Raw genomic sequence first — 22,223 nt, 5'->3', positions numbered from 1 at the left:
CTTGTTCTTACTTGCGCGCCGAGGCGGGGCCGGCAACCCGATCCCGCCTCGGCAGCGTGCAGAGTTCACGCCTTGTGCAGCGGATTCTCGCGCAGGTAGCTCGACGCGGCGGCGACGCCGGAGCCCGGCGTGACCTTCACGCCGCAATCGAGCAGCGCCATCTCGGCGCCCGCGATGGCGCCCAGCAGCGACAACTCGTTGAGGTCACCGATATGGCCGATGCGGAACACCTTGCCGGCGACTTTGGACAGGCCGCTGCCGAGAGACAGGTTGTAGCGCTCATAGGCGTGGGTAATGACCTTGGCGGCATCGACGCCCTCCGGCACCAGGATCGCCGTGACCGTGTCGGAGTTCCACTTCGGCGCCTTGGCGCAGGGCTTGAGGCCCCAGGCCGCCACCGCCTGGCGGGTCGCCTCGGCGAGCACGTGATGGCGGTGGTAGATGTTCTCCAGCCCCTCCTCCTTCACGATCTCCAGCGCCTCGCGCAGGCCGTAGAGCAGCGGCAGCGCCGGCGTGTAGGGGAAGTAGCCGGTGGCGTTGGTGGTGAGCTGGTCCTTCCAGGCGAAATAGACGTGGCCGAGCCGGTCGTTGCGGCCAGCTCCCCCCTCGGCGATCTTGAGCGCCTTGGGGCTGATGCAGATCAGGCCGAGGCCGGCGGGGAGCATGAAGCCCTTCTGCGAGCCCGCGATGGCGCAGTCGACCTTCCACTCGTCCATCTTGAACGGCAGCGAGCCGATCGACGAGATGCCGTCGACGAACAGCAGCGCCGGGTGGCCGGCCGCGTCGATCGCCTTGCGCACCGCGCCGATGTCGCTGGTGACGCCGGTGGCGGTCTCGTTGTGGACGACCATGACGGCCTTGATCTTGTGATCCTTGTCGGCCCGCAGGGCCTCCTCGATCTTCTGCGGATCGGCGCCGGTGCCCCACTCCTCGTCCTGGACGATGACCTCGAGGCCGAGCCGCTGGGCCATGTCGACCCACAGATGGCTGAACTGGCCGTAGCGGGCGGTCAGCACCGTGTCGCCACGGCACAGGGTGTTGGAGAGGGCCGATTCCCAGATGCCGGTGCCGGAGGACGGGAACAGGATGATCGTCCCGTTGGTCGAGCCGAACACCATCTTGGTGTCCTGGAACAGCGGCTTCACCAGATCGGGGAAGCTCGGCGAGCGATGATCCTCGGACGGCACGTGCATCGCGCGCAGCACCCGATCCGGGATGTTGGTGGGACCCGGGATGAAGAGATGATTGCGACCGGGGCGCCGGTTTGCGGCCATGATGTTTCCTCCGAATAGTTCATTGCGCGCGGGCATGAACCCGCGCCGGGTTGTCCAAGCGTCCTCGCGAGTCGGCCCGACGTCGGCGGCCGCGGCTCGCGCCGCGCATCCCCGAACGCCATCCTCTTCCGTGGATCGGGGGGCGCTGCGGAGCGGCAGGCGGCCTCACGCCGCTCGCGTCGCGGCACGCCCCCGCGCGCCGGTCGCCTCCGAAATGCCGTCCCGTCCGACGGCCCCAGGGCCGTCCTCGCCGCCTTCCTGTCTACGCCCGGCCCAGCTCATGCCGAGCCGCCAGTCCTCTGGTATTATGAGGCGGCGAGGATCGAAAGGAAAACCGGAAAAACTTCCGTAACTTGGCAAAAAAATTTTTTGTGCGGCGCAACGACGGCGATCCCCGGTTGAAAGGCTTCGCCGCAGCGCACCCGGATGCCGGCACGCGCCCGAGGCGCGCGTCATCAAACTGAGACGTGATCGCGCTCTGGATCCCGGTACCGTTCGACCGCCGGGAGGATGACGTGGCCGAGGATGAGGAGATGCCGGTCCGGGTCCGGACTCTGTTCCTGTCCGATCTGCATCTCGGTACGCGCGGCTGCCAGGCCGGGCTGCTGCTGTCCTTCCTGAGGGATTACGACGCCGACACGATCTACCTCGTGGGCGACATCGTCGACGGCTGGCAGCTGCGCTCCGGCTGGTACTGGCCGCAAGAGCACAATGACGTGGTGCAGAAGCTCCTGCGCAAGGTTCGCAAGGGCGCGCGGATCGTCTACCTCCCGGGCAATCACGACGAATTCCTGCGCGACTACGTCGGCATGAACTTCGGCGGCATCGAGATTGCCGAGACGGCGATCCACGACGCGGCCGACGGCCTCCGCTACCTCGTGATCCATGGCGACCAGTTCGACATGGTCGTGCGCCACTCGCCCTGGCTCGCCCATCTCGGCGACGGCGCCTACACGCTGGCGCTGAGCCTGAATACGCTGATCAACAAGGGGCGGCGGCGCCTCGGGCTGTCCTACTGGTCGCTCTCCGCCTGGGCGAAGCTGCGGGTGAAGAACGCCGTGAGCTTCATCGGCCGGTTCGAGACCATTCTGGCCGACGAGGCTCGTCGCCAGCAGACCGACGGGGTGATCTGCGGCCACATCCACCACGCCGCCGACCGGCCTATCGGGGAGCTGCGCTATCTCAACACCGGTGACTGGGTGGAATCCTGCACCGGTCTGGTGGAGCATTACGACGGCCGCATCGAGGTGCTGCACTACCCCAGCATCCTGCGGGCCCGCGAGACCGAGGCCGCGCCGCGGGCGGTGTCGGGCCGGCGCGCGGTGGCGTGAGGGGCCGCGCGTGAAGCTCCTCATCGCCAGCGACGCTTGGCATCCCCAGATCAACGGCGTGGTGCGCTCCCTGGAGCAGATGGTCCGCCGGGCTCCGGCGCACGGCTTCGAGACTGCGCTGCTGTCGGTGGCCGATTTCCGCTCGCTGCCCCTGCCGGGCTACCCCGAGATCCGCCTCGCCTATGCCGGGCGGGAGCGGGTGGCGGCACGCTGGACGGCGGAGCGCCCGAGCCATGTCCACATCGCCACCGAGGGGCCCGTGGGCCTCGCGGCGCGGCGGCACTGCCTGGCTCACGACCTGCCCTTCACCACGAGCTATCACACGCGATTTCCCGAGTATCTCGCCGCCCGCGCCCCGGTGCCGGAGGCGTGGTCCTACGCGTATCTGCGCCGGTTCCACGGCGCGGCCCGCGGCACCATGGTCAGCACCGCCTCGCTCCAGGCGGAGCTTTCGGGCCGGGGCTTCACACGGCTGATGCGCTGGACACGCGGGGTCGACACCGATCGGTTCCGGCCGGCCGCTCCGGAGGACGCGCCGCCAGCGGAACTGACCGGGCTGCCGCGGCCGCTGTTCCTGTATGTCGGCCGGTTGGCCGTGGAGAAGAACGTGGCGGCCTTCCTGGGCCTCGACCTGCCCGGCACGAAGGTCGTGGTCGGCGACGGGCCGGACCGGGCGCGGCTGCAGGGGCTGGCGCCCGGAGCGCGCTTCCTCGGGACCCGGACGGGGGCCGACCTCTCGGCCATCTACGCCGCCTGCGACGCCTTCGTGTTCCCGAGCCTCACAGACACGTTCGGCATCGTCTTGTTGGAGGCCCTGGCCTGCGGCCTGCCGGTCGCGGCCTTCCCGGTCCCCGGACCCAACGACGTGGTCGGCGGGGCCCGCGTGGGCGTCCTCGATCGCGACCTGCGCGCGGCGGCGCTCGCCGCGCTCGATCTGTCGCGGGCCGAGTGCCGGCAGGAGGCCCTGCGCTGCGGCTGGGACGTGAGCGCAGGCCAGTTCTTCGGCAACATCATCGCGGCGCATGGCGGCGAGCGGGAGACGCCGCCGAGGAACCGGAACGCAGCCTGACCGGTGACGGGAACGGCTGGGGATGGCAGGAGGGCGCCATGTCGCCCGTCAAGAGAACGCCGCCGGCCAGGAGGGCGCCGCCCGTCGCCGCTCTTCCCTTCGATCCGGGCCGCGCCGCGGATTACCCCGTGGCCATCGGCTGCGACGAGGTCGGGCGCGGCGCCCTCAGCGGCCCCGTGGTGGTGGCCGCGGTCTGGTTCGACCCCGCGGCGATCCCGCCCGCCCTGCTCGCCGCGTTGGACGACAGCAAGCGTGTCCCCGAGCCGATCCGCGAGCGGCTGGCACCGCTGATCCGCACCCATGCCCGCGTCGCCGTGGCGGCGGGCTCCCGGGCGCTGATCGACCGCATCAATATCCGCGCGGCGACCCTCGACGCCATGGCGCGGGCGGTTGCCCGCCTCGGCCTGGAGGCGCCGGTCCTGGTCGACGGGCGTGACGCGCTGCCCGGCCTGCCGGGCCGGGCCGTGATCGGCGGCGACCGGCTCGTGCCGCAGATCGCCGCCGCCTCGATCGTCGCGAAGGTGTTTCGCGATCGTCTGATGCGGTGCCTCGCCGTGCGTCATCCCGGCTACGGCTGGGAGCGCAACGTCGGTTACGGCACGGCCCTCCACCGGGCCGGCCTGATGACCCTGGGCCGGAGCCCGCACCATCGGCTCAGCTTCACCCGGGGCTTCGGTCAGGGACCGGCATCACCGCCATCGCATCTGAAAACCGTCTGCCCGCACGAGCGCGAGAAGCGGACCGGCGCCTGATCATCGTCCCCCGTCATCCGGGGCCGCGAAGTGGGCCCGGGATCCGCGGACGAATGTCTTCCGTCGCGCTGTGCGCGCGTGCCGAACCGACCGAGGCATCGCCTCAGAACAGCGCGAGCTGCGCCCCCGGCTTGCGGAAGGCCTCCCGGTTCAGGTCCATCCGGCCGAAGGCGAAGCCGAGCCGGCCGCCCGCGAGGCGGACCCTCTGCCCGATCATCTCGGCATAGGCGCCCTCGCCGCGGAAGCGATGGCCGAAGCGGGGATCGTTCTCACGGCCGCCCCTGGCCTGCGTGAGCAGGGCGAAGGCCCGGGCCTTGCGCTCGGGGTAGTGCTCGGCGAACCAGTCCGCCACGAGGTCCGCGACCTCGCCGGGGAGGCGCAGCAGGGCGTGGCCGATGCGGCTCGCGCCGCTCTCCCGAGCCCGGGCGAGGATGGCCTCGATCTCGTGGTCCGTCAGCCCGGGGATGATCGGCGAGAGGTTGACCATCACGGGCACTCCCGCCTCGCTCAGGCGCCGCATCGCGGCGAGCCGCTTGTCCGGCCCCGGCGCACGGGGGTCGAGGAGCCGTGCGAGCCGCCGGTCCAGGGTCGGCAGCGAGACCGCCACGAGCACCAGGTTCAGCGCGGCCATCTCGGCCAGGATGTCGAGATCGCGCAGCACCAGGTCGGACTTCGTGGTGATGCCCACAGGGTGATGCGTCTCCCGCAGCACCTCCAGCACGGCACGGGTGATACGGTGCTCCCGCTCCACCGGCTGGTAAGGATCGGTGGCAGTGCCGAGCGCGATGGTCTGCGGGCGGTAGCCTGGTGCACCGATCTCGCGCGCCAGGAGCCGGGCGGCGTCGGGCTTCGTGAAGATCCGCGATTCGAAATCGAGCCCCGGCGACAGGCCGAGCCAAGCGTGCGTCGGACGCGCGTAGCAGTAGATGCAGCCGTGCTCGCAGCCGCGATACGGGTTGATCGACCGGTCGAACGGGATGTCCGGCGAGCTGTTGCGGGCGATGATCCGCGCCGCACGCTCGGGGATGACCTGCGTGCGCAGGGGAGCGGGTGTGTCGGCCTCCCAGCCATCGTCGTGGAACGCCTCGCGCCGGGTCGGCTCGTAGCGGCCGGTGGGATTGGCGGTTGCGCCCCGCCCGCGCCGGGCCTCTCGAGGCCGCGTGCTGGCACCCAGTCGCACCGGAGCGCCGGAGATGGGTCTGCCCGGTGTCTCGACCATCGCGCGTCGCTCCCGTGTTTCACGTGAAACATATCGCGAACGCGCAGGCCGCAAACGCCTCAATTTCAGGCAGACACGGTACGGCCACGCGTCCCGGCTGCGACTTCTTCTTCCGGAGGCCGCACAATGGTTTACGGGCGCGCAAAATCGTCTATGCGCGCGCTCATGCTCTCCGCGGTGACCTTCCTGGCCGACCCGGCCGATCCGGACGCGATCGATCGCTTGGCCGACACGCTCAGCGTGCTGGTGTCCGGCGTCGCGGGCGGCTTGGTCAGCGATGCGGTGATCGTGACCGGGACGGAGAGCGAGGCAGTCGCCACCATCGCGGACGCCACCGGGGCGACCGTGGTCCTCCACCGGAGCGGGAGTCCCTACGCGGCGGGCGCCGCCGCGGCGCGGCGGGACTGGGTGCTGTGCCTGGAGGCCGGAGACGTCCTGGCCGAGGGCTGGATCCGCACCCTCGACCGCTTCGTCGGGACCGCCCGGCCCGAGGCCGGGCTCGGCCGCCTGCACCGCCCTGCCGCGGGCTGGGTCGGCCATCTCGTCGGCCGGGCCGAGGCCCTGGTCGGCGCTCGGCGCGCTCGGGCCGGCGACGTGGTGCGGCGGGAGGCTTTGCGGGCCGGCACGGTCTTCGTGCCGCGCCTCCCGGTCCGCCCGCTGATCGCCCGGATTGACCGGGCCTGAGCGGCATCGCGTCACTGCTCGACAGGCCCGTGCGCGCGACGCATTGGGGAACAACCCCCTGGCGCCAAGGCCGAAAACTTGCTGCAGTGTCGGCTACGGGTAAGCGCCGCTGCGGTGGTGCCGCGAGGAAAGGATGATCGGGTGGATTCTTCGGGCCTGATGGGGCGGAAATCGGTCGACGACATCCTGGAGAGCGGCGAGGGCGAGCAGCAGCTCTCGAAGTCGCTCGGAGCCCTCTCGATCACCGCGATGGGCATCGGCGCGATCATCGGCGCCGGCATCTTCGTCCTCACCGGCACGGCCGCGGCGCAATATGCCGGGCCGGGCATCATGCTGTCCTTCGTGCTCGGGGGCATCGCCTGCGCTTTCGTCGGCCTGTGCTACTCCGAGATGGCAGCGCTGATCCCGGTGGCCGGATCGAGCTACACCTACACCTACGCGACGCTTGGCGAGTTCTTCGCCTGGCTGATCGGCTGGGACCTGATCCTCGAATACGCCATGGGCGCGGCCACGGTGGCGGTGGGCTGGTCGGGCTACGTCACGAGCCTCCTGAAGGATGTCGGCATCGTGATCCCGGCCCGGTTCGCGCACGCGCCGGGAACGCCGATCGAAGGCGGCACGGCCCTGTTCAACCTGCCGGCCGTGGTGATCGTGGCGCTGATCACGATCCTGCTGATGCGCGGCACGAAGGAATCGGCGCGGTTCAACAACATCATGGTGGCGGTCAAGCTCACCGTCGTGGTGGCGTTCATCGCGCTCGGCTGGGGCCATGTCGACACGGCGCATTGGAGCCCGCTGATCCCGCCGAACGACGGCACCTTCGGGCATTACGGCTACAGCGGCATCCTGCGCGGCGCCGGGGTGGTGTTCTTCGCCTTCATCGGCTTCGATGCAGTCTCCACGGCCGCTCAGGAGGCGCGCAAACCCCAGAAGGACATGCCCATCGGCATCCTCGGCTCGCTGGCCGTCTGCACGATCCTCTACGTGCTCGTGGCCGCCGTCCTGACCGGGCTGGTGCCGTACAAGGACCTGAATGTCCCCGACCCGATCGCCAAGGGCGTCGACGTCATCGGCATCGGCTGGTTCGCCCTGCTGATCAAGCTCGGCGCGATCACCGGGCTGACCACGGTGATCCTGGTACTGCTCTACGGCCAGAGCCGGATCTTCTTCACGATGGCCAATGACGGCCTGTTGCCGAAGCTGTTCTCGCAGGTGCACCCGACCTACCAGACGCCCTATCGCAGCCAGGCGCTGATCGGGATCCTGGTCGCCCTGGTAGCGGCCCTGGTGCCGATCAACATCCTGGGCGAGATGGTCAGCATCGGGACGCTCGCCGCCTTCATCCTGGTCTGCGGCGCGGTGATCTATCTGCGGCGGACCGACCGCCACATGAAGCGCCCGTTCCGGGTGCCGGCGGTGCCGGTGGTGCCGATCCTCGGCATCCTGTTCTGCCTGCTGCTGATGGCCGGCCTGCCGCTCGACACCTGGCTGCGGTTGGTGATCTGGATGGCGATCGGGCTCGTCGTGTACTTCTTCTACGGCCGCAGGCACTCGGTCCTGCGCCGCAAGGAGCGCAACGCGGTCACACCGTGATGCTGGCCCCGCGCCGCAGGTGCTCGTCGAGCCGCGGCATGATCTCGACGAAGTTGCAGGGGCGGTGCCGGTAGTCGAGCTGCTGGGCCAGGATGCCGTCCCAGGCGTCCCGGCACGCGCCGGGCGAGCCCGGCAGCACGAACACGTAGGTCGCCTGCGCGACTCCCGCGGTGGCGCGGGATTGCAGCGTCGAGGTGCCGATCTTGTCGTAGGAGATGCGGTGAAACACCGCCGAGAAGCCGTCCATCCGCTTCTCGAACAGCGGCTCCAGCGCCTCGGGGGTCACGTCGCGGCCGGTGAAGCCGGTGCCTCCGGTGGTGATCACCACGTCCACCGCCGGGTCGCGCAGCCACGCCTCGACCTGCCGGCGGATCGCCGGGATCTCGTCCGGCACGATGGCGCGGGCGGCCAGCCGATGGCCGGCTTCGGTGAGGCGCTGGCTGAGGGTGTCGCCGGAGCGATCGTCCTCGATCCGGCGGGTGTCCGAAACGGTGAGCACCGCGATCCCCAGCGGGATGAAATGGCGTGCGTCAGACTGATCGGCCATCGTGTGGGCTCTCCGGGACGAGCGCCCGATATGGGCCGGTATCCCGGACTTGTCGCCCCCCTCGGACCAACCGGCCTGGGCTGCCCCTTGCGGCGGACCGCGAACTCGGCTGTGCTCCGCCGAGGCAACCCGAGCCAGGCAGAGAACCCTCCCCATGCACATGTACGGCAACTGGCGCTCGGCCGCCGCCTTCCGGGTCCGGATCGCGCTGAAGCTGAAGGGCATCGCCTACGAGGAGACCTTCATCGATCTCGATGCCGGCGACCAGCACAAGCCCGAGTTCCGGAAGATCAACCCGCAGGCTGCGGTCCCGGCCCTGTTCGACGGCGACGGGCCGCCGCTCACCCAGTCGCTGGCGATCCTCGACTATCTGGAGGAGACGCAGGGCGGCGTCCGCCTGCTGCCCGAGGATCCGCGGGCGCGGGCGCGGGCGCGCTCGCTGGCGCAGGTGGTGGCCTGCGACACGCACCCGCTCTACGTGCCGCGCGTGCGCACATTCCTGATGGAGGAATACGGGCTTCCCCGGGAGCGGATGCTGGCCTTCCTGCGCAACGCCTTCGCGACCGGCCTGCAGACCCTCGAGACGCGGCTCGCGACGGAGCCGGGAACCGGCCGCTTCTGCCAGGGCGACGCGGTCAGCCACGCCGACCTCTGCCTTGTCAGCCTCTGGGTCGGGACCGGCATCTTCGGGGTCGACACGGCGGCCTACCCCACGGTCGCAAGAATCGCCGAGGCCTGCCTCGCCCTGCCGGCCGTCGCCGAGGCCCATCCGCTGCGCCAGCCGGGCGCCCCGAAAGCGTGACATCGGGCGCCAGGCGCGCGCGCCGACGGATCGCGCGTGCTCTCGGCCGGCAGATGTGGCAATCGGACAGGCAGGACGTTTAAGCAGGCCGGGGCGTTCAATCCCGACCCGAGGGGGAGAAGGGGTGTCGATGGTTCCCGTCGAGAACGAGTCCGATCTGCATCGCATCGTCGTGGTCGGCGGCGGTGCCGCCGGGCTCCAGCTGGTCACGAAGCTCGGCGACAAGCTCGGGCGCGGCAAGCGCGCGCACATTACTCTGGTCGATCGCGCCCGCACGCATATCTGGAAGCCGCTGCTGCACGAGGTCGCGGCCGGCAGCCTCGATGTCGGCCACCACGCCGTCGATTACCTGCACCACGCGCACAAGCACGGCTTCCGCTACCGGATCGGGCGGATGACCGGGCTCGACCGGCAGGCGCGCGCGATCCAGCTCGCGGCGAGCCACGACGCCGAGGGGCGCGAGGTGACGCCGGAGCGCTCGGTTCCCTACGACACGCTCGTGATGGCGGTGGGCTCGACCACCAACGATTTCGGGACGCCCGGGGTAGCCGAGCACGCGATCGCCCTCGACACCCAGGAGCAGGCGGTGCGCTTCCACCAGCGCCTCGTCAACGCGTCCCTGCGGGCCCACACCCAGGCCGGGCCGGTCCGCCCCGGCCAGCTCCACGTCACGGTGATCGGCGCGGGCGCCACCGGGACCGAACTCGCCGCCGAGCTGCACCGGACCCTGCGCCACGTGGTCGCCACCGGTCTCGACCGGATCGACCCCGGCAAGGACATCCGCATCACCCTGGTCGAGGCAGCCGACCGGATCCTGCCGGCGGTGCCGCAGCGCCTTTCGGCCGAGGTGATGCAGCTGCTGGCCAAGATCGGGGTCGACGTGCGCGTGAAGGCGCGGGTGACCGAGGTGCGCGCCGACGGGGTGCACCTCGCCGACGGCACGTTCATCCCCTCGGAGCTGGTGGTGTGGGCGGCCGGCGTGAAGGCGCCGCCCTTCCTGCAGGGCATCGGCGGACTGGAGACCACCCGGACCAACCAGCTCGTGGTCACGCCGACCCTCCAGACGACCCGCGACCCCGACATCTTCGCGCTCGGTGACTGCGCCTACCTGGTCGAGGCCGGATCGGACACGCCGGTGCCGCCCCGGGCCCAGGCGGCGCACCAGCAGGCGAGCCACCTCATCGGCCAGATCCAGGCCAAGATCGAGGGCCGGCCGCTGAAGCCGTTCAAGTACAAGGATTTCGGCTCGCTGGTGTCGCTCGGCGAGTACTCGACCGTGGGCAGCCTGATGGGCTTCGTCCGCGGCAAGAACATGCTCATCGCCGGGCTATTCGCCCGGATGATGTACCGCTCGCTCTACAAGATGCACGAGCGGGCGCTTCACGGCACCGTCAAGACGGCGCTCGACGCCGTGGCCCGCGCGCTCACCCGCCGCACCGAGTCGCGGGTGAAGCTGCACTGACGGTTCTCAGGCACCCCGGGCTCCCGGGGGCCGCAGCAGGGAGGATGACAGAATGATCCTGGTGAGCGTGATGTACCCGGCCGGCCCGAAATTCGACATGGGCTACTACCTCGGCCACCACATGCCGCTGGTGCGCGAGCGCTGGTCGTCGATGGGCCTCCACGATGCGAAGGTCGTCAAAGGCGCCGGCACGCCGGACGGCGGTGCGGCCCCTTTCCAGGTGATGGCGCTCCTCACGTTCGAGTCGGTCGACGCCTTCAAGAAGGCCGCCGCCGCGCACGGGGAGGAGATCTTCGCCGACATCCCGAACTTCACCGCGGCGCAGGCCCAGGTGCAGATCAACGACTTCGCGGAGAGCCCGTGATCGACATCGTCAAGGCGGTGCAGGCGGCCGATCCCGGCCTCGGCACCTACGTGATCGTGCTGCGCGCCGACGCCCGGGCCCTCGACGGACCGGAACGCTTCACCCCCGAGGCGCAGGCCTGGATCGCGGCGAACGCCCCCGGCGGCCGACTGGCACGGGTGCAGGTCCAGCTCGCCCCCTACCCGGGGGCGGCCCCGGCCGCACGCGCGGTCACCGTGGCGGCGTTCGCGGACGCGCGCCAGCTCGCCGCCTTCGCCACCACCTGGACCGGCGACCCGCTGCCGGAGGCGGACGAGCCGTAGCGACGCGGCCGCACCCGGGTCAGGCCGCCCGCAATTGGCGGATCGCCCGGAGCGCGGTCGCCCGCTGCACCTCCAGGCGCCGGATCAGCGGCATCAGGTCGGCGCCCGCATGGGCGGCGGCCTCGACCTCGCGGCACAGGCTCGACAGGCCGACGAAGCCCAGCAGCCCGGCCGCCGCCACCATGGCGTGCGCGTCGTGGGCGATCTGGAGGCGGTCGGTCTCGCTCGGCCGGAAGCGCTCGGACAGCTCGTTGGCCAGAAGGTCCAGCAGCGCGCCGACCCGGTCCGGGCCGAAGCTCGCCTCCATCTCGGTGAGAACCGCGGCGTTGAGCACGGCGGGATCGACGTGCTCGGTGCGATGCGGCTCCTCCGCGCGCGCGGGACGGCGGGCCCCGGGGGCCGTCCAGCGGCTGATCGTGGCGAAGAGATCGGCGCGGCGGAACGGCTTGCCGACATGGTCGTCCATCCCGGCCTCGCGCAGCTCCTCGATCTGCGCGGGCAGGACGTTGGCCGTCATCGCAACGATCGGGACGTCGCAGGCCGGCGGCGCGAGGGCGCGGATCCGCCGCGTGGCGGTGAGCCCGTCGACGCGCGGCATCTGCACGTCCATCAGCACGAGGTCGTAGGGGCGCCCCTCGGCGACGGCCGTTCCAACGGCCGCGATCGCCTCGCCACCGTCCCCCGCCACGTCGACCACGTAGCCCTGCGATTCGAGCACGGCACAGGCGAGGTCCTGGTTGAGCGGCACGTCCTCGACGAGGAGCAGGCGCAGCGGCGGCGCGGCGGGAATCGTCCGGGGCGCGGAGGCCGGCGGCAGGCGCGAGGCGGTCGCGTTCGTCCCATCCCCAGACGTCGGGCCGGACGCGCCGACATCCTCGGCGCCCCGCGGCAGGATGAGGCGGAACCAGAAGGTCGACCCCTCACCCTCGCGGCTCTCGACGCCGATCTCGCCGCCCATGAGCGTGACGAGGTGCCGGGAGATCGCGAGGCCGAGACCGGTGCCGCCGAAGCGCCGGCTGATCGAGCCGTCCACCTGACTGAAGCGCTTAAACAGGCGGTCCAGCTGCGTCGGGGCGATGCCGATGCCGGTATCGGTCACCGCGAAGTGGAGCACGTCACCGGGGCTGCCATCGGGGGCGTCGCCCTGCCCTTCCCGGCGCACCTTCACGGTGACGGAGCCTTCGGGGGTGAATTTCACGGCGTTGTTGAGCAGGTTGAGGAGGACCTGCCGCAGGCGGCCCGGATCGCCGACGACGAAGTTGGGCAGCGCCGGATCGATCTGCGCCTCGATCCTGAGCCCGCTCCGGAGCGTGCTGCCGCGCACGATCGAGACCGTGCTATCCACGATCGGGACCAGCGGAAAGCGGACGGGATCGAGGCTCAGCTCGCCGGCCTCCATCTTCGAGAAGTCGAGGATGTCGTTGACGACGGTGAGTAGCGCCGCCCCCGAGCCGTGGATCAGCTCCAGGCGCCGCCTGTCCTCGCCCTGGATGGTGCTCTCGTCGAGCAGCAGGTCGGCATAGCCCAGGATGCCGTTGAGCGGCGTACGGATCTCGTGGCTCATCGCGGCGAGGAACTCGCTCTTGGCCGCGCTCGCCCGCTCCGCCTCGGCACGCGCCGCCTCCGCGTCCCGGGTCGCCTCGCGCAGCGCCGCCTCGGCCGCCTTGCGCTCGGTGATGTCGAGATGGAGCCCGACCATGCGCTGCGGCTGGCCCTCGGGGCCGAACAGCGTGCGCCCGCGCGCGTAGATCCAGCGCTCGCCGACCCGGAACTCGGCGGCGTAGGCGTTGGATGTCTCGACCGCGCGCCGGATCTCGTTCCAGACGTTTCCGACATCCTCGGGATCGACGAGTGCCGTCCAGGCGGCGGCGGTGATCGTGTGCGCCTTGCCGGTATCCGGCAGGCCGTGCATGCGGGCACTCTCGGGGCCCAGGGTGGCGAGCCCGGTGTGCATGTCCCAGTCCCAGGTGCCGGCATCCGCCGCGTCGAGGGCGATCCCCAGGAGCCCGCGCGCCTCTTCCACGGCGAGCCGGGCGGTGACGATGTCGTCCACGTCCAGGGCGGTGCCGAGCCATTCCAGCACCGTGCCGTTCTCGGGATCGAGGTAGATCGGTATGAGCGAGATTTTGTGCCACCGGTGGGCGCCGTCATGCCGCCGGATCCGCCACTGGCCGCTGTAGCCCTTGCCGGTTGCGAGCGCCCGTTGCCAGGCCGCTTCCATGGCCGCGGCATCCTCCGGGTGGTTGCGGGCGAGGCGCGCGGCCCGGTCGAGCCCGATCGGCCCGTAATAGGCGTGGAACTGCGCGTTGGCGTAGGTCGCCTGCCCGTCGCCGACCCGCATGGTCCAGACCAGGAGCGGCAGGGTCTCGGCGAGACCGCGGTAGCGCATCTCGCTGCGGCGGATCTCGTCCTCGGCGCGCCGCCGCCCGGTCACGTCGATGAGCACGCCGACGAGGCCGATGACCGGATCTTCCCCGCGGCACGTGCCGCGCACGATCACGTCGCGCACCGCCCCGTCGGGCCGCAGGAGCCGTGCCTCGAACTCGAAGCTCGCGCCGCGCGCGATCGAGTCGCCGACGATCGTCGCGATCCGGGCCCGGTCGTCGGGGTGATAGATCTGCGGAAGTTCGGAGAAGCGGGGCGGCGGCCCCCGAGGATCGCGGCCCGCGATCTCGTAGAGGCTCGCCGACCAGACGGGCTCGCCGTCGGCGAGGTCCACCCGCCAGTTGCCGACGCTCGCGAGCTGCTAGGCCATGGTGAGCTGGTGGTTTGCGGCCTCCTGGGCCTGGGCGCGGGCGCCGATCTCGCGATGCTGCTCCCGGATCAGAGCCTCGCGGATCGCCGCCTGCTCGATCTCGTGGCTGCGCCTGGCATTGGCCTCGGTCAGCCGCAGATGGGCCACCACGATCTCGGCGAGGTCGCGAAACGCCGCCGCGTCCGCATCGGACAGCCCGTCGCGCGGCTCAGGATCGACGAGGCAGAACGTGCCGACCGGCAAGCCCGGCCTCAGGCTCAGGGGTAGGCCGGCATAGAAGCGGATCCCGTCCGGCGGCGTGACCAGGGCCAGGCCGCCGAAGCGCGGATCGGCCCGGGCGTCGGGCACCACCAGCAGATCGTCGCTGCGGATCGTGTGCTGACAGAAGCTCTGCTCCCGCGGGATCTGCCCCGGCACGTCGATGCAGGGCGTCTTGAGCCACTGCTGTTTGTCGTCGATGAGCGCGACGAAGGCGCTGCGTACCCCGAACAGGCGGCGTGCCGTGCGGCAGACGGCGTCGAAATGCGGTTCGGGCGGCGTGCCGACGATCCCGAGGGCGCGCAGGGCCGCGAGCCGTCGCGCCTCATCGTCTGCGTGTGCTGTCAACAACGGGTCTCCAGGAGCGGATGCGCGATTCGGCAAGCGTCAGCGCCCCTCGTGGGCCTTGCGGGAGCGATGACGCGGCGGCGGCGGCGTTTCAAGCGAGCCTGGATCCCGGTGCGATCACATTGCCTTGGTGCCGGGCTCCGAGACCTCGATCCGATGCGCTCTCCTCGGCCGCTCGGGGCGGCGGCGCGCGCAGCCGTGCGGCCTCGAGGGCCCAGACCATGCCGAGCATCATGTAGACGTGGCGCCACTTCTCGATGTCGATCTGGAACGCCTGCAGAAAGAACATCAGCAGCGCCGGCCAGACGATCTGCGCGTGCGCCCGAAACGGCGACGGCCGGACCAGGAGCCGGAATCCGACGAAGCCGGTGGTCAGCACCAGGCCGATGAACACCGCGCCGCCGAGCCAGCCGCCGTTGGCGAAGGAGCCGAGATAGGAATTGTGCGGCTCCAGCCCGAAGACCAGGCGCCAGTGCATCGGCCCCATGCCGAACGGGCGCTCCAGCAGCATCGCGAGGCCCCGGATCTGGTTGCCGAAGCGGCCGGTCTCGCCCTGATCGTAATCCTGGGTCAGGGCCGCCCGGGTCTCGAACATCTGGTGGACGTGGTCGATCGAGAGCAGGGCGATCACGGCGATCGTGCCGAGCACGACGGTGGCGAGCGTCAGGAGCACGATGCGGCGACGCAGACGCGCGGAGTTGCTCCCCGCATAGACCGACCCGACCATCAGCAGGACCGCCACGACGCTGCCGCCCCAGGACCCGCGCGAGAACGACAGGAAGATGCCCGCCACGATGATCAGCAGGCCGGCCAGCGACGCCAGCGGCCGCCGGGCGGTGCCGATGAGCAGCCCGTGCATCAGGTAGAGGGCGCCGAGCGTCAGGAAGGAGCCGAACACGTTCGGGTCCTGGAAGGTGCCCGACGCCCGATCGTACTTGTAGAACAGGTCCTCGATCCCGAGCCATTGCAGGTAGCCGACGATGCCGAGCGCCGCCGAGAACACGCAGCTCGCCGTGTAGGCCTTCAGCGCCAGCTCCATCCGGGCGTGCGTGTCGTCCGAGAAGAACATCGCGAAGAAGATGCACGTGACCACGAGGTAGATCAGCTGCACCGTCCAGGTGACCGGGAAATCCTCGTTGAGGTACGGGAACAGCGCGGTGACGATGGCCGCCAGATAGAGCAGCAGCAGCGCGAGCAACGGCACCGCCCCGCGATGCAGGCGCACGCCGAGGCAGAGCCACAGCAGGATCGTGGGGATCGCGACCGCGTCGTAGGGCGAGGTCTCCGAGAAGGCGAAGCAGGCGAAGAACACGAAGGCCGCAAACAGCGCCTTGGCGAGTCCCCGGACGGCCACGATGAGCGGGATGCCGGACGGGACCGGGAAGCCGGGCGCTGCGGTGTGGGCCATGGATACGCGGGCTCCGCGGGCCGGATACGCAGGCCCGCACAGCCGATGTCCATGACACCCAATGGTTGAGAATCGGCTTCGCGATGATGTGACCCTGCGGCGTGGGCCGCCGCTTCCCCCAACGCGAAGCGGCGGCTGCCCGGTTCAGGCCCGGCAGTTCTCGAAGCCCTCGCGGATCGCCGCAGGGTCGAGGTTGCGACCGATGAACACCACCCGGGAGACGCGCGGCTCATCCGGACGCCAATCCCCCTGCACGTCCCCGTCGAGGATCATGTGCACGCCCTGGAAGACGAAGCGCTTCGGCTCGTTCGGGAAAGCCACGATGCCCTTGCAGCGCAGGATGTCCGGTCCCTGCACCTGCGTGAGGTTGGAGATCCAGGGCATGAACCGCTCCGGATCCACTTCGCCCTCGATCTTCGCCGAGACCGACTGGATGTCGGAATCGTGATGGTGATGGTGGCCCTCCTCCAGGAACTCGGGCTCCACCTCCAGGATGCGGTCGAGGTCGAAGGCGTTGCGCTCCAGAACGGCCTCGAGCGGCACGGCGCAGTTCTGCGTGCGGTGGAGCTTGGCGAACGGGTTGATGCCACGGATCTCGGCCTCGACCCGGTCGAGGTCGGCCGGTGAGACGAGGTCGCTCTTGTTGAGCAGGATCACGTCCGCGAAGGCGATCTGGTTCTTCGCCTCGGGGGCATCCTTCAGCCGGTCGGAGAGCCACTTGGCGTCGGCCACGGTCACCACCGCATCGAGGCGGGCGGCATCGCCCACGTCCTGGTCGACGAAGAAGGTCTGCGCGACGGGGGCCGGGTCGGCGAGCCCCGTGGTCTCGACGATGATCGCGTCGAACTTGCCCCGGCGCTTCACCAGGCCGTCCATGATCCGGATCAGGTCGCCGCGCACGGTGCAGCAGACGCAGCCGTTGTTCATCTCGAACACCTCCTCGTCCGCGCCGACGACGAGGTCGTTGTCGATGCCGATTTCGCCGAACTCGTTGACGATCACGGCGTAGCGCTTGCCGTGGTTCTCCGTCAGGATCCGGTTGAGAAGCGTGGTCTTGCCCGCACCGAGATAGCCGGTGAGCACGGTGACCGGGATCTTGCCGGCGGTCGATCCGGCAGTGGATCCGGACTTGGCGGAAGCAGAACTCATGTCGGTCATGGCGGGTTCTTCGGTCGGATCTGCGGGATGGGGCGGGGCCGCTGGCCTGCGGCCGTTGTCATATTGTAACAGATTCCGTCGAAGGAAGGCGGCGCCACACGGTTTCGCGACCGGCCCCCCCAATCGATTGCGGATCAGCCAAGCTTTGCTCTAGGCACGCGAGGCCGCTCGGCCCTGCTTGGGCGGCCTGCCTTAGAAAAGCGCCGCCGATCGCATTGAAGCGGACGGGGTTCTTGCGCGAATCGTACCCTGTCAGTCATCCCGGTTCTTTCGTCCGGCCCCAGAAGATCTTTCGCATGGACGCCCGCAATCCGCTCGAACAGGACGCGGCCCTCGCCACGTCCGCGCGCAGGCGCCGCTGGCCGCGGCTCCTCGTCGTCCTCGTGCTCCTCGCCACCGCGTGCGGCCTCGCGATCGCCTTTTCGGGCCGGACCCGCGAGGCCGCTTCACGCGTCGCCGCCGCGCTGTTCGGATCGAGCACCCCCGACCCGGCAGTCGAGATCGAGAAGGCCGGCGCCGTCGAGCGGATCTTCCGCCCGACCAAGGAGCAGCGCGCCGCCTTCGAGATCCTGCCGGTCTCGACCCAGATGTTCCGCCCGGAGGGCTCCGCCGAGGGCCGCATCGCCCTGAACGAGGACGACAACGTGCCCGTGGTCTCGCCCTATTCGGGCCGGGTGACCAAGGTGCTGGTCCGCGCGGGGGACGACGTGAAGGCCGGCGCCGTTCTGCTGACGCTGGAGGCCACCGACATGGTCCAGGCGCAGAACGACTATCAGGCGGCCCTGAACAACCTCCAGAAGCAGCAGGCGCTGCTGAAGCTCGACCAGACGATCGCGTCCCGCCAGCAGGAGCTGTTCCAGGCGCACGCCGTGGCGCTGAAGGACTACCAGTCGGCGCAGAACGACGTGATCGCCGCCCAGAGCGACCTGAAGACCGCCGAGGCGGCCCTGGGCGCGGTGAAGAGCCGCCTGCGGCTCCTGGGCAAGACCGACGCGGAAATCGCCGCCTACGAGAAGAACGGCTCCATGAGCGCGGAGACCCAGATCCGGGCGCCGATCGCCGGCACCATCGTCCAGCGCAAGGTCGGCATCGGCCAGTACCTCTCGGCCTCGAGCGATCCGGTCTTCGTGATCGGCGACCTGTCCACGGTGTGGCTGATCGCCAACGTGCGCGAGAGCGAGATCCCGAAGATACGCATCGGCCAGGAGGTCGAGGCGAAGGTGGCGGGCTTCGGGGCCCGGGTGTTCAAGGCCAGGGTGAACTACATGGCCTCCAGCCTCGACCCGGCAACGCGGCGACTCGCGGTCCGCAGCGAGGTCGACAATCCCGACCGGGTGCTGCGCCCGGAAATGTTTGCCACCTACACGATCGTCACCGGCAAGGGTGAGCCGTCACCGAGCGTGCCGGTGGCCGCCATCGTGTACGAGGGCGACCGCACCCATCTCTGGGTGGCCCGTCCGGACGGGGCCGTGGAGGCGCGCGACGTCAAGCTCGGCCTGATCAACGGCGAGAACGCCCAGGTGGTCGAGGGGCTGCGCGCCGGCGAGGAGATCGTGACCCGGGGTGCCCTGTTCATCGACCGGGCGGCCACCGGCGACAAGGCGTCCTGAGCGGGGATCGGCGGCGATGAACAGCCTGATCGTCTTCTCGCTCCGCCAGCGCGTGCTGGTGGTCCTTCTCTTCGTGGTGATGCTGGGCATCGGCTACGGCGCCTATACCCAGCTCAACATCGAGGCCTATCCCGACCCGGTCCCGCCACTGGTCGACGTGATCACCCAGAATCCGGGCCAATCCGCCGACGAGATCGAGCGCTACATTACGATTCCCCTGGAGGTGGCGCTCGCCGGCATCCCGAACGCCCAGGTGGTGCGCACGATCTCCCTGTTCGGCCTCTCCGACGTGAAGGTCCAGTTCAACTACGAATACACGTACGAGGAGGCGCTGCAGCGGGTGCTCAACCGCCTGTCGCAGGCCCCGACCCTGCCCAACGGCGCCACCCCGCAGATCTCGCCGACCAGCCCGGTGGGCGAGATCATGCGCTACAAGCTGGTCGGCCCGGCGGGCTACTCGCCCATGGACATGAAGACCCTGCAGGACTGGGTGCTTCAGCGCCGCTTCAAGGCGATTCCCGGCGTCGTCGACGTGACCGCCTTCGGCGGCAAGGCCAAGGAATACGAGGTCGCGGTCGACCTCAACCGCCTTCAGGCCCAGGGCCTGACGCTGGTCCAGCTCACCACCGCGCTCAACAACGCCTCGATCAATGTCGGCGGCCAGACGCTGAATGTCGGGCAGCAATCCGCGGTGGTGCGCGGCATCGGCCTGATCCGCGACATGGACGACATCAAGGACACGATGATCAGCCTCGTCAACGGCACGCCGGTGCTGGTGCGGGACGTGGCCGAGGTGCGCGTGTCGAACGCGCCGCGGCTCGGCATCGTCGGCCACGACGACCAGCCCGACGTGGTCGAGGGCATCGTGCTGATGAGCCGCGGCGGCAAGAGCTTGCCGACCCTGGAGCGCGTCGAGGCGGAGATCGAGAAGATCAACAGCTCGACCATCCTGCCTCCCGACGTGAAGATCGAGCGGATCTACGACCGGTCGGGGCTGATCCACACCACCACCCACACGGTGATGCACAACCTCGTCTTCGGCGTGGTTCTGGTGTTCATCGTGCAGTGGTTGTTCCTCGGCTCGCTCACCAGCGCGATCATCGTGGCGGCCACGATCCCGTTCGCGCTCGGCTTCGCGATCCTGATCCTCGTGGTGCGCGGGGATTCGGCCAACCTCCTGTCACTGGGCGCCATCGATTTCGGACTGATCGTCGACGCGACCGTGATCATGGTGGAGAACGTGTTCCGGCACCTCGCCGAGCCCGATCCCGAGCACCCGGGGGGCGAGCCCGCCCCCGGCGGCCTGACCGGGCGCCTCGCCACCATCGCCATCGCCGGCGTGGAGGTGAACCGGGCGATCTTCTTCTCGGCCATCATCATCATCGTCGGCTTCCTGCCGCTGTTCACGATGACCGGCGTCGAAGGCCACATCTTCGGGCCCATGGCCAAGACCTACGCCTACGCGCTGATCGGCGGCCTGCTCGCGACCTTCACGGTCTCGCCCGCCCTGTCGGCGCTCCTCCTGCCCAAGCACCTGGAAGAGCGTGACACCCTGATCGTGCGGCTCATGCGCTTCGGCCACGAGCGCATCCTGGCCTTCGGCCTCAAGAACCGGGTCCTGGCGCTCGCCGTGATGCTGGCGGTGCTCCTGGTCTCGGGGCTGGCGGCCAAGAACCTCGGCCTGGAATTCCTGCCCCGCCTCGAAGAGGGCAACCTCTACGTGCGCGGGACCATGCCGTCCTCAATCTCGCTGGAGGCCGGCAACGCCTATGTCCAGCGCATGCGCAAGATCTTCCAGGAGGTCCCGGAGGTCGTCACCGTGCTCTCGCACCAGGGCCGCCCGAACGACGGCACCGACGCCACCGGCTTCTTCAACGTCGAGATCCTGGCCCCCCTCAAGCCCGTCGACCAGTGGCGCACGGGCCTCGACAAGGAAACCCTGATCCGGGATCTCAACGCGAAACTGGAAGCGGAATTTCCCGGCATCGAGTTCAACTTCTCACAGTATATCGAGGATAACGTCCAGGAGGCCGCCTCGGGCGTGAAGGGCGAGAACTCGGTTAAGATCTACGGCAACGACCTCGCCCAGCTCACGAAGACCGCCAACGCCGTCAAGGCGGCGCTCGCCACCGTGCCGGGCATCACCGACCTCTCGGTGTTCGAATCCCTCGGCCAGCCGACGGTGCGCATCGACGTCGACCGCCACAAGGCGGCGCGCTACGGCCTGTCGATCGGCGACGTGAACACCACGATCCAGGCGGCGATCGGCGGCCAGACCGCGGGCGACCTCTACGAGTACGGCTCCGATCGCCACTTCCCCATGCGGGTGCGGCTCGCCAAGGAATACCGCTCGTCGCTGGCCGGCATCCGCAATATCGCGGTGGGTGCCCAGAATCCCAACGGCGGCGTGATCCAGGTGCCGCTCTCCGAGATCGCCGACGTCGACCTCGTCTCGGGCGCCTCGTTCATCTACCGCGAGGACCAGGAGCGCTACATCCCGGTGAAGTTCTCGGTGCGCGGGCGCGACCTCGGCAGCGCGGTGATCGAGGCGCAGCGCAAGGTCGCGGAGGCGGTGGACCTGCCGCCGGGCTACCGCATGGAATGGGTCGGGCAGTTCACCAACCTCAAGGAGGCGGCGGCCCGGCTCAGCCTGGTGGTGCCGATCACCCTGCTGCTGATCGCTTTGCTGCTGTTCATCAACTTCTCGTCGGTGGCCGACATGCTGCTGACCCTGTCGGTGATCCCGATGGCGATGATCGGCGGCATCTTCGCGCTGTCGCTCACGGGCACACCGTTCTCGATCTCGGCGGCGATCGGCTTCATCGCGCTGTTCGGCATCTCGACCATGGAGGGCGTCATCCTCCTGGCCTATTACAACCAGCTCCTCGACGAGGGCTGGAGCCGCCGCGAGGCGGTCTGGAACGCCGCCGTGGTGCGCATGCGCCCGGTGATGATGACCTGCGTGGCCGCCTGCGTCGGCCTGCTGCCGGCCGCGGTGTCCACGGGCATCGGCTCGCAGGTGCAGAAGCCCCTGGCCCTGGTGGTCGTGGGCGGCATCATCCTGGCGCCGAACCTGATCCTCGTGATCGTGCCGGTGCTGATCTCGCTGTTCTCCCGGCGCAAGCCGAACCCGGAGGCCCGGGTGCGGAACGCACAGCGGGCCGCGGCGTGAGCCGGATCGGGACGATGCCGGCCCGGCAGCCCCACGTGGCCGGGGTGCCACAGGCCGGGCCGCGCGTGCGCGATCGGGAAACGGGCGCATTGACTTGGATGCACGCCGGGACGCT

Annotated in this window: 18 protein-coding genes; 11 read left to right on the top strand and 7 right to left on the bottom strand. The window is 69.9% G+C overall.

What is annotated here, in order from left to right:
- Window positions 1-65 precede the first annotated feature (65 nt).
- The gene (locus Q8W67_RS00335; protein WP_305539071.1) at window positions 66-1,274 is read right to left on the bottom strand and encodes an aminotransferase class V-fold PLP-dependent enzyme; all 1,209 of its coding nucleotides are present in this window, start codon (window positions 1,272-1,274) and stop codon (window positions 66-68) included.
- A gap of 515 nt (window positions 1,275-1,789) precedes the next feature.
- Here Q8W67_RS00335 and Q8W67_RS00330 point away from each other — a divergent pair.
- From Q8W67_RS00330 to Q8W67_RS00320, 3 genes are read left to right on the top strand one after another with little or no spacing between them, the layout of a single operon-like run.
- Window positions 1,790-2,605: a UDP-2,3-diacylglucosamine diphosphatase gene (locus tag Q8W67_RS00330; protein WP_305539638.1), complete on the top strand. Its 816-nt coding sequence runs from the start codon at window positions 1,790-1,792 to the stop codon at window positions 2,603-2,605.
- Between the two features lie 10 nt (window positions 2,606-2,615).
- A complete protein-coding gene (locus Q8W67_RS00325) occupies window positions 2,616-3,674 on the top strand; it encodes a glycosyltransferase family 1 protein (protein ID WP_305539069.1) in 1,059 nt (352 codons plus the stop codon).
- Window positions 3,675-3,712: 38 nt separating this feature from the next.
- Window positions 3,713-4,426 (top strand): ribonuclease HII, encoded by a 714-nt coding sequence (locus Q8W67_RS00320; protein WP_305539067.1) that lies wholly within the window; start codon window positions 3,713-3,715, stop codon window positions 4,424-4,426.
- A 103-nt stretch (window positions 4,427-4,529) separates the two neighbouring features.
- On the opposite strand, the gene Q8W67_RS00315 is transcribed toward Q8W67_RS00320, so the two are convergent.
- Window positions 4,530-5,645, bottom strand: a complete 1,116-nt coding sequence (locus tag Q8W67_RS00315; protein WP_305539065.1) for a PA0069 family radical SAM protein — start codon at window positions 5,643-5,645, stop codon at window positions 4,530-4,532.
- A 153-nt stretch (window positions 5,646-5,798) separates the two neighbouring features.
- Between Q8W67_RS00315 and Q8W67_RS00310 the strand changes: the two genes are divergently transcribed.
- A complete protein-coding gene (locus Q8W67_RS00310; RefSeq protein WP_305539063.1) occupies window positions 5,799-6,329 on the top strand; it encodes a hypothetical protein in 531 nt (176 codons plus the stop codon).
- A gap of 141 nt (window positions 6,330-6,470) precedes the next feature.
- Window positions 6,471-7,922: an amino acid permease gene (locus Q8W67_RS00305; protein WP_305539060.1), complete on the top strand. Its 1,452-nt coding sequence runs from the start codon at window positions 6,471-6,473 to the stop codon at window positions 7,920-7,922.
- Here Q8W67_RS00305 and moaB read toward each other — a convergent pair.
- A complete protein-coding gene (gene moaB / locus Q8W67_RS00300) occupies window positions 7,912-8,469 on the bottom strand; it encodes a molybdenum cofactor biosynthesis protein B (RefSeq protein WP_305539058.1) in 558 nt (185 codons plus the stop codon). The two genes, Q8W67_RS00305 and moaB, sit on opposite strands and share 11 nt — an antisense overlap.
- A 154-nt stretch (window positions 8,470-8,623) precedes the next feature.
- Here moaB and maiA point away from each other — a divergent pair, with 154 nt between their 5' ends.
- From maiA to Q8W67_RS00280, 4 genes are all read left to right on the top strand, one after another.
- On the top strand, window positions 8,624-9,271 hold the full coding sequence (gene maiA / locus Q8W67_RS00295; RefSeq protein ID WP_305539056.1) for a maleylacetoacetate isomerase: 648 nt from the start codon (window positions 8,624-8,626) through the stop codon (window positions 9,269-9,271).
- 130 nt (window positions 9,272-9,401) lie between these two features.
- Window positions 9,402-10,733: an NAD(P)/FAD-dependent oxidoreductase gene (locus tag Q8W67_RS00290; RefSeq protein ID WP_305539635.1), complete on the top strand. Its 1,332-nt coding sequence runs from the start codon at window positions 9,402-9,404 to the stop codon at window positions 10,731-10,733.
- 52 nt (window positions 10,734-10,785) lie between these two features.
- Window positions 10,786-11,097 carry an EthD family reductase gene (locus tag Q8W67_RS00285; protein ID WP_305539054.1) on the top strand — a complete coding sequence of 104 codons (312 nt, stop codon included), beginning with the start codon at window positions 10,786-10,788 and terminating at the stop codon, window positions 11,095-11,097.
- On the top strand, window positions 11,094-11,399 hold the full coding sequence (locus Q8W67_RS00280) for a hypothetical protein (RefSeq protein WP_305539052.1): 306 nt from the start codon (window positions 11,094-11,096) through the stop codon (window positions 11,397-11,399). The genes Q8W67_RS00285 and Q8W67_RS00280 overlap by 4 nt, the downstream gene beginning before the upstream one ends.
- 19 nt (window positions 11,400-11,418) lie before the next feature.
- On the opposite strand, the gene Q8W67_RS00275 is transcribed toward Q8W67_RS00280, so the two are convergent.
- The 4 genes from Q8W67_RS00275 to Q8W67_RS00265 form a co-directional block, all read right to left on the bottom strand.
- Window positions 11,419-14,118, bottom strand: a complete 2,700-nt coding sequence (locus tag Q8W67_RS00275) for an ATP-binding protein (protein WP_370693785.1) — start codon at window positions 14,116-14,118, stop codon at window positions 11,419-11,421.
- A gap of 27 nt (window positions 14,119-14,145) precedes the next feature.
- Window positions 14,146-14,760, bottom strand: coding sequence for a GAF domain-containing protein (locus tag Q8W67_RS26745; RefSeq protein WP_370693784.1), 615 nt, complete (start codon window positions 14,758-14,760; stop codon window positions 14,146-14,148).
- A gap of 91 nt (window positions 14,761-14,851) precedes the next feature.
- Window positions 14,852-16,168, bottom strand: a complete 1,317-nt coding sequence (locus Q8W67_RS00270) for an O-antigen ligase (protein ID WP_305539051.1) — start codon at window positions 16,166-16,168, stop codon at window positions 14,852-14,854.
- A gap of 144 nt (window positions 16,169-16,312) precedes the next feature.
- Complete coding sequence (locus Q8W67_RS00265; protein WP_305539050.1) at window positions 16,313-17,326, bottom strand: GTP-binding protein; 1,014 nt, start codon at window positions 17,324-17,326, stop codon at window positions 16,313-16,315.
- Window positions 17,327-17,622: 296 nt separating this feature from the next.
- On the opposite strand from Q8W67_RS00265, the gene Q8W67_RS00260 reads away from it, so the two are divergent.
- Together Q8W67_RS00260 and Q8W67_RS00255 are read left to right on the top strand one after the other, a co-directional pair.
- Complete coding sequence (locus tag Q8W67_RS00260; protein WP_305539049.1) at window positions 17,623-18,936, top strand: efflux RND transporter periplasmic adaptor subunit; 1,314 nt, start codon at window positions 17,623-17,625, stop codon at window positions 18,934-18,936.
- A gap of 16 nt (window positions 18,937-18,952) precedes the next feature.
- A complete protein-coding gene (locus tag Q8W67_RS00255; RefSeq protein ID WP_305539047.1) occupies window positions 18,953-22,108 on the top strand; it encodes an efflux RND transporter permease subunit in 3,156 nt (1,051 codons plus the stop codon).
- The last annotated feature ends 115 nt before the right edge of the window (window positions 22,109-22,223 follow it).

It is taken from the genome of Methylobacterium sp. NEAU K (genome assembly GCF_030700285.1).
Classification (GTDB): Bacteria; Pseudomonadota; Alphaproteobacteria; order Rhizobiales; family Beijerinckiaceae; genus Methylobacterium.
The sequence above is the reverse complement of the archived record's forward strand: the minus strand, read 5'-3'. Positions and strand labels throughout refer to the sequence as shown.

Coding starts and splice junctions, on each gene's coding strand:
- Q8W67_RS00335 (WP_305539071.1), bottom strand. CDS start 1,274: ATGGCCGCAAACCGGCGCCCCGGTCGCAATCATCTCTTCATCCCGGGT.
- Q8W67_RS00320 (WP_305539067.1), top strand. CDS start 3,713: ATGTCGCCCGTCAAGAGAACGCCGCCGGCCAGGAGGGCGCCGCCCGTC.
- Q8W67_RS00315 (WP_305539065.1), bottom strand. CDS start 5,645: ATGGTCGAGACACCGGGCAGACCCATCTCCGGCGCTCCGGTGCGACTG.
- Q8W67_RS00310 (WP_305539063.1), top strand. CDS start 5,799: ATGCGCGCGCTCATGCTCTCCGCGGTGACCTTCCTGGCCGACCCGGCC.
- moaB (WP_305539058.1), bottom strand. CDS start 8,469: ATGGCCGATCAGTCTGACGCACGCCATTTCATCCCGCTGGGGATCGCG.
- maiA (WP_305539056.1), top strand. CDS start 8,624: ATGCACATGTACGGCAACTGGCGCTCGGCCGCCGCCTTCCGGGTCCGG.
- Q8W67_RS00290 (WP_305539635.1), top strand. CDS start 9,402: ATGGTTCCCGTCGAGAACGAGTCCGATCTGCATCGCATCGTCGTGGTC.
- Q8W67_RS00285 (WP_305539054.1), top strand. CDS start 10,786: ATGATCCTGGTGAGCGTGATGTACCCGGCCGGCCCGAAATTCGACATG.
- Q8W67_RS00270 (WP_305539051.1), bottom strand. CDS start 16,168: ATGGCCCACACCGCAGCGCCCGGCTTCCCGGTCCCGTCCGGCATCCCG.
- Q8W67_RS00265 (WP_305539050.1), bottom strand. CDS start 17,326: ATGACCGACATGAGTTCTGCTTCCGCCAAGTCCGGATCCACTGCCGGA.
- Q8W67_RS00260 (WP_305539049.1), top strand. CDS start 17,623: ATGGACGCCCGCAATCCGCTCGAACAGGACGCGGCCCTCGCCACGTCC.
- Q8W67_RS00255 (WP_305539047.1), top strand. CDS start 18,953: ATGAACAGCCTGATCGTCTTCTCGCTCCGCCAGCGCGTGCTGGTGGTC.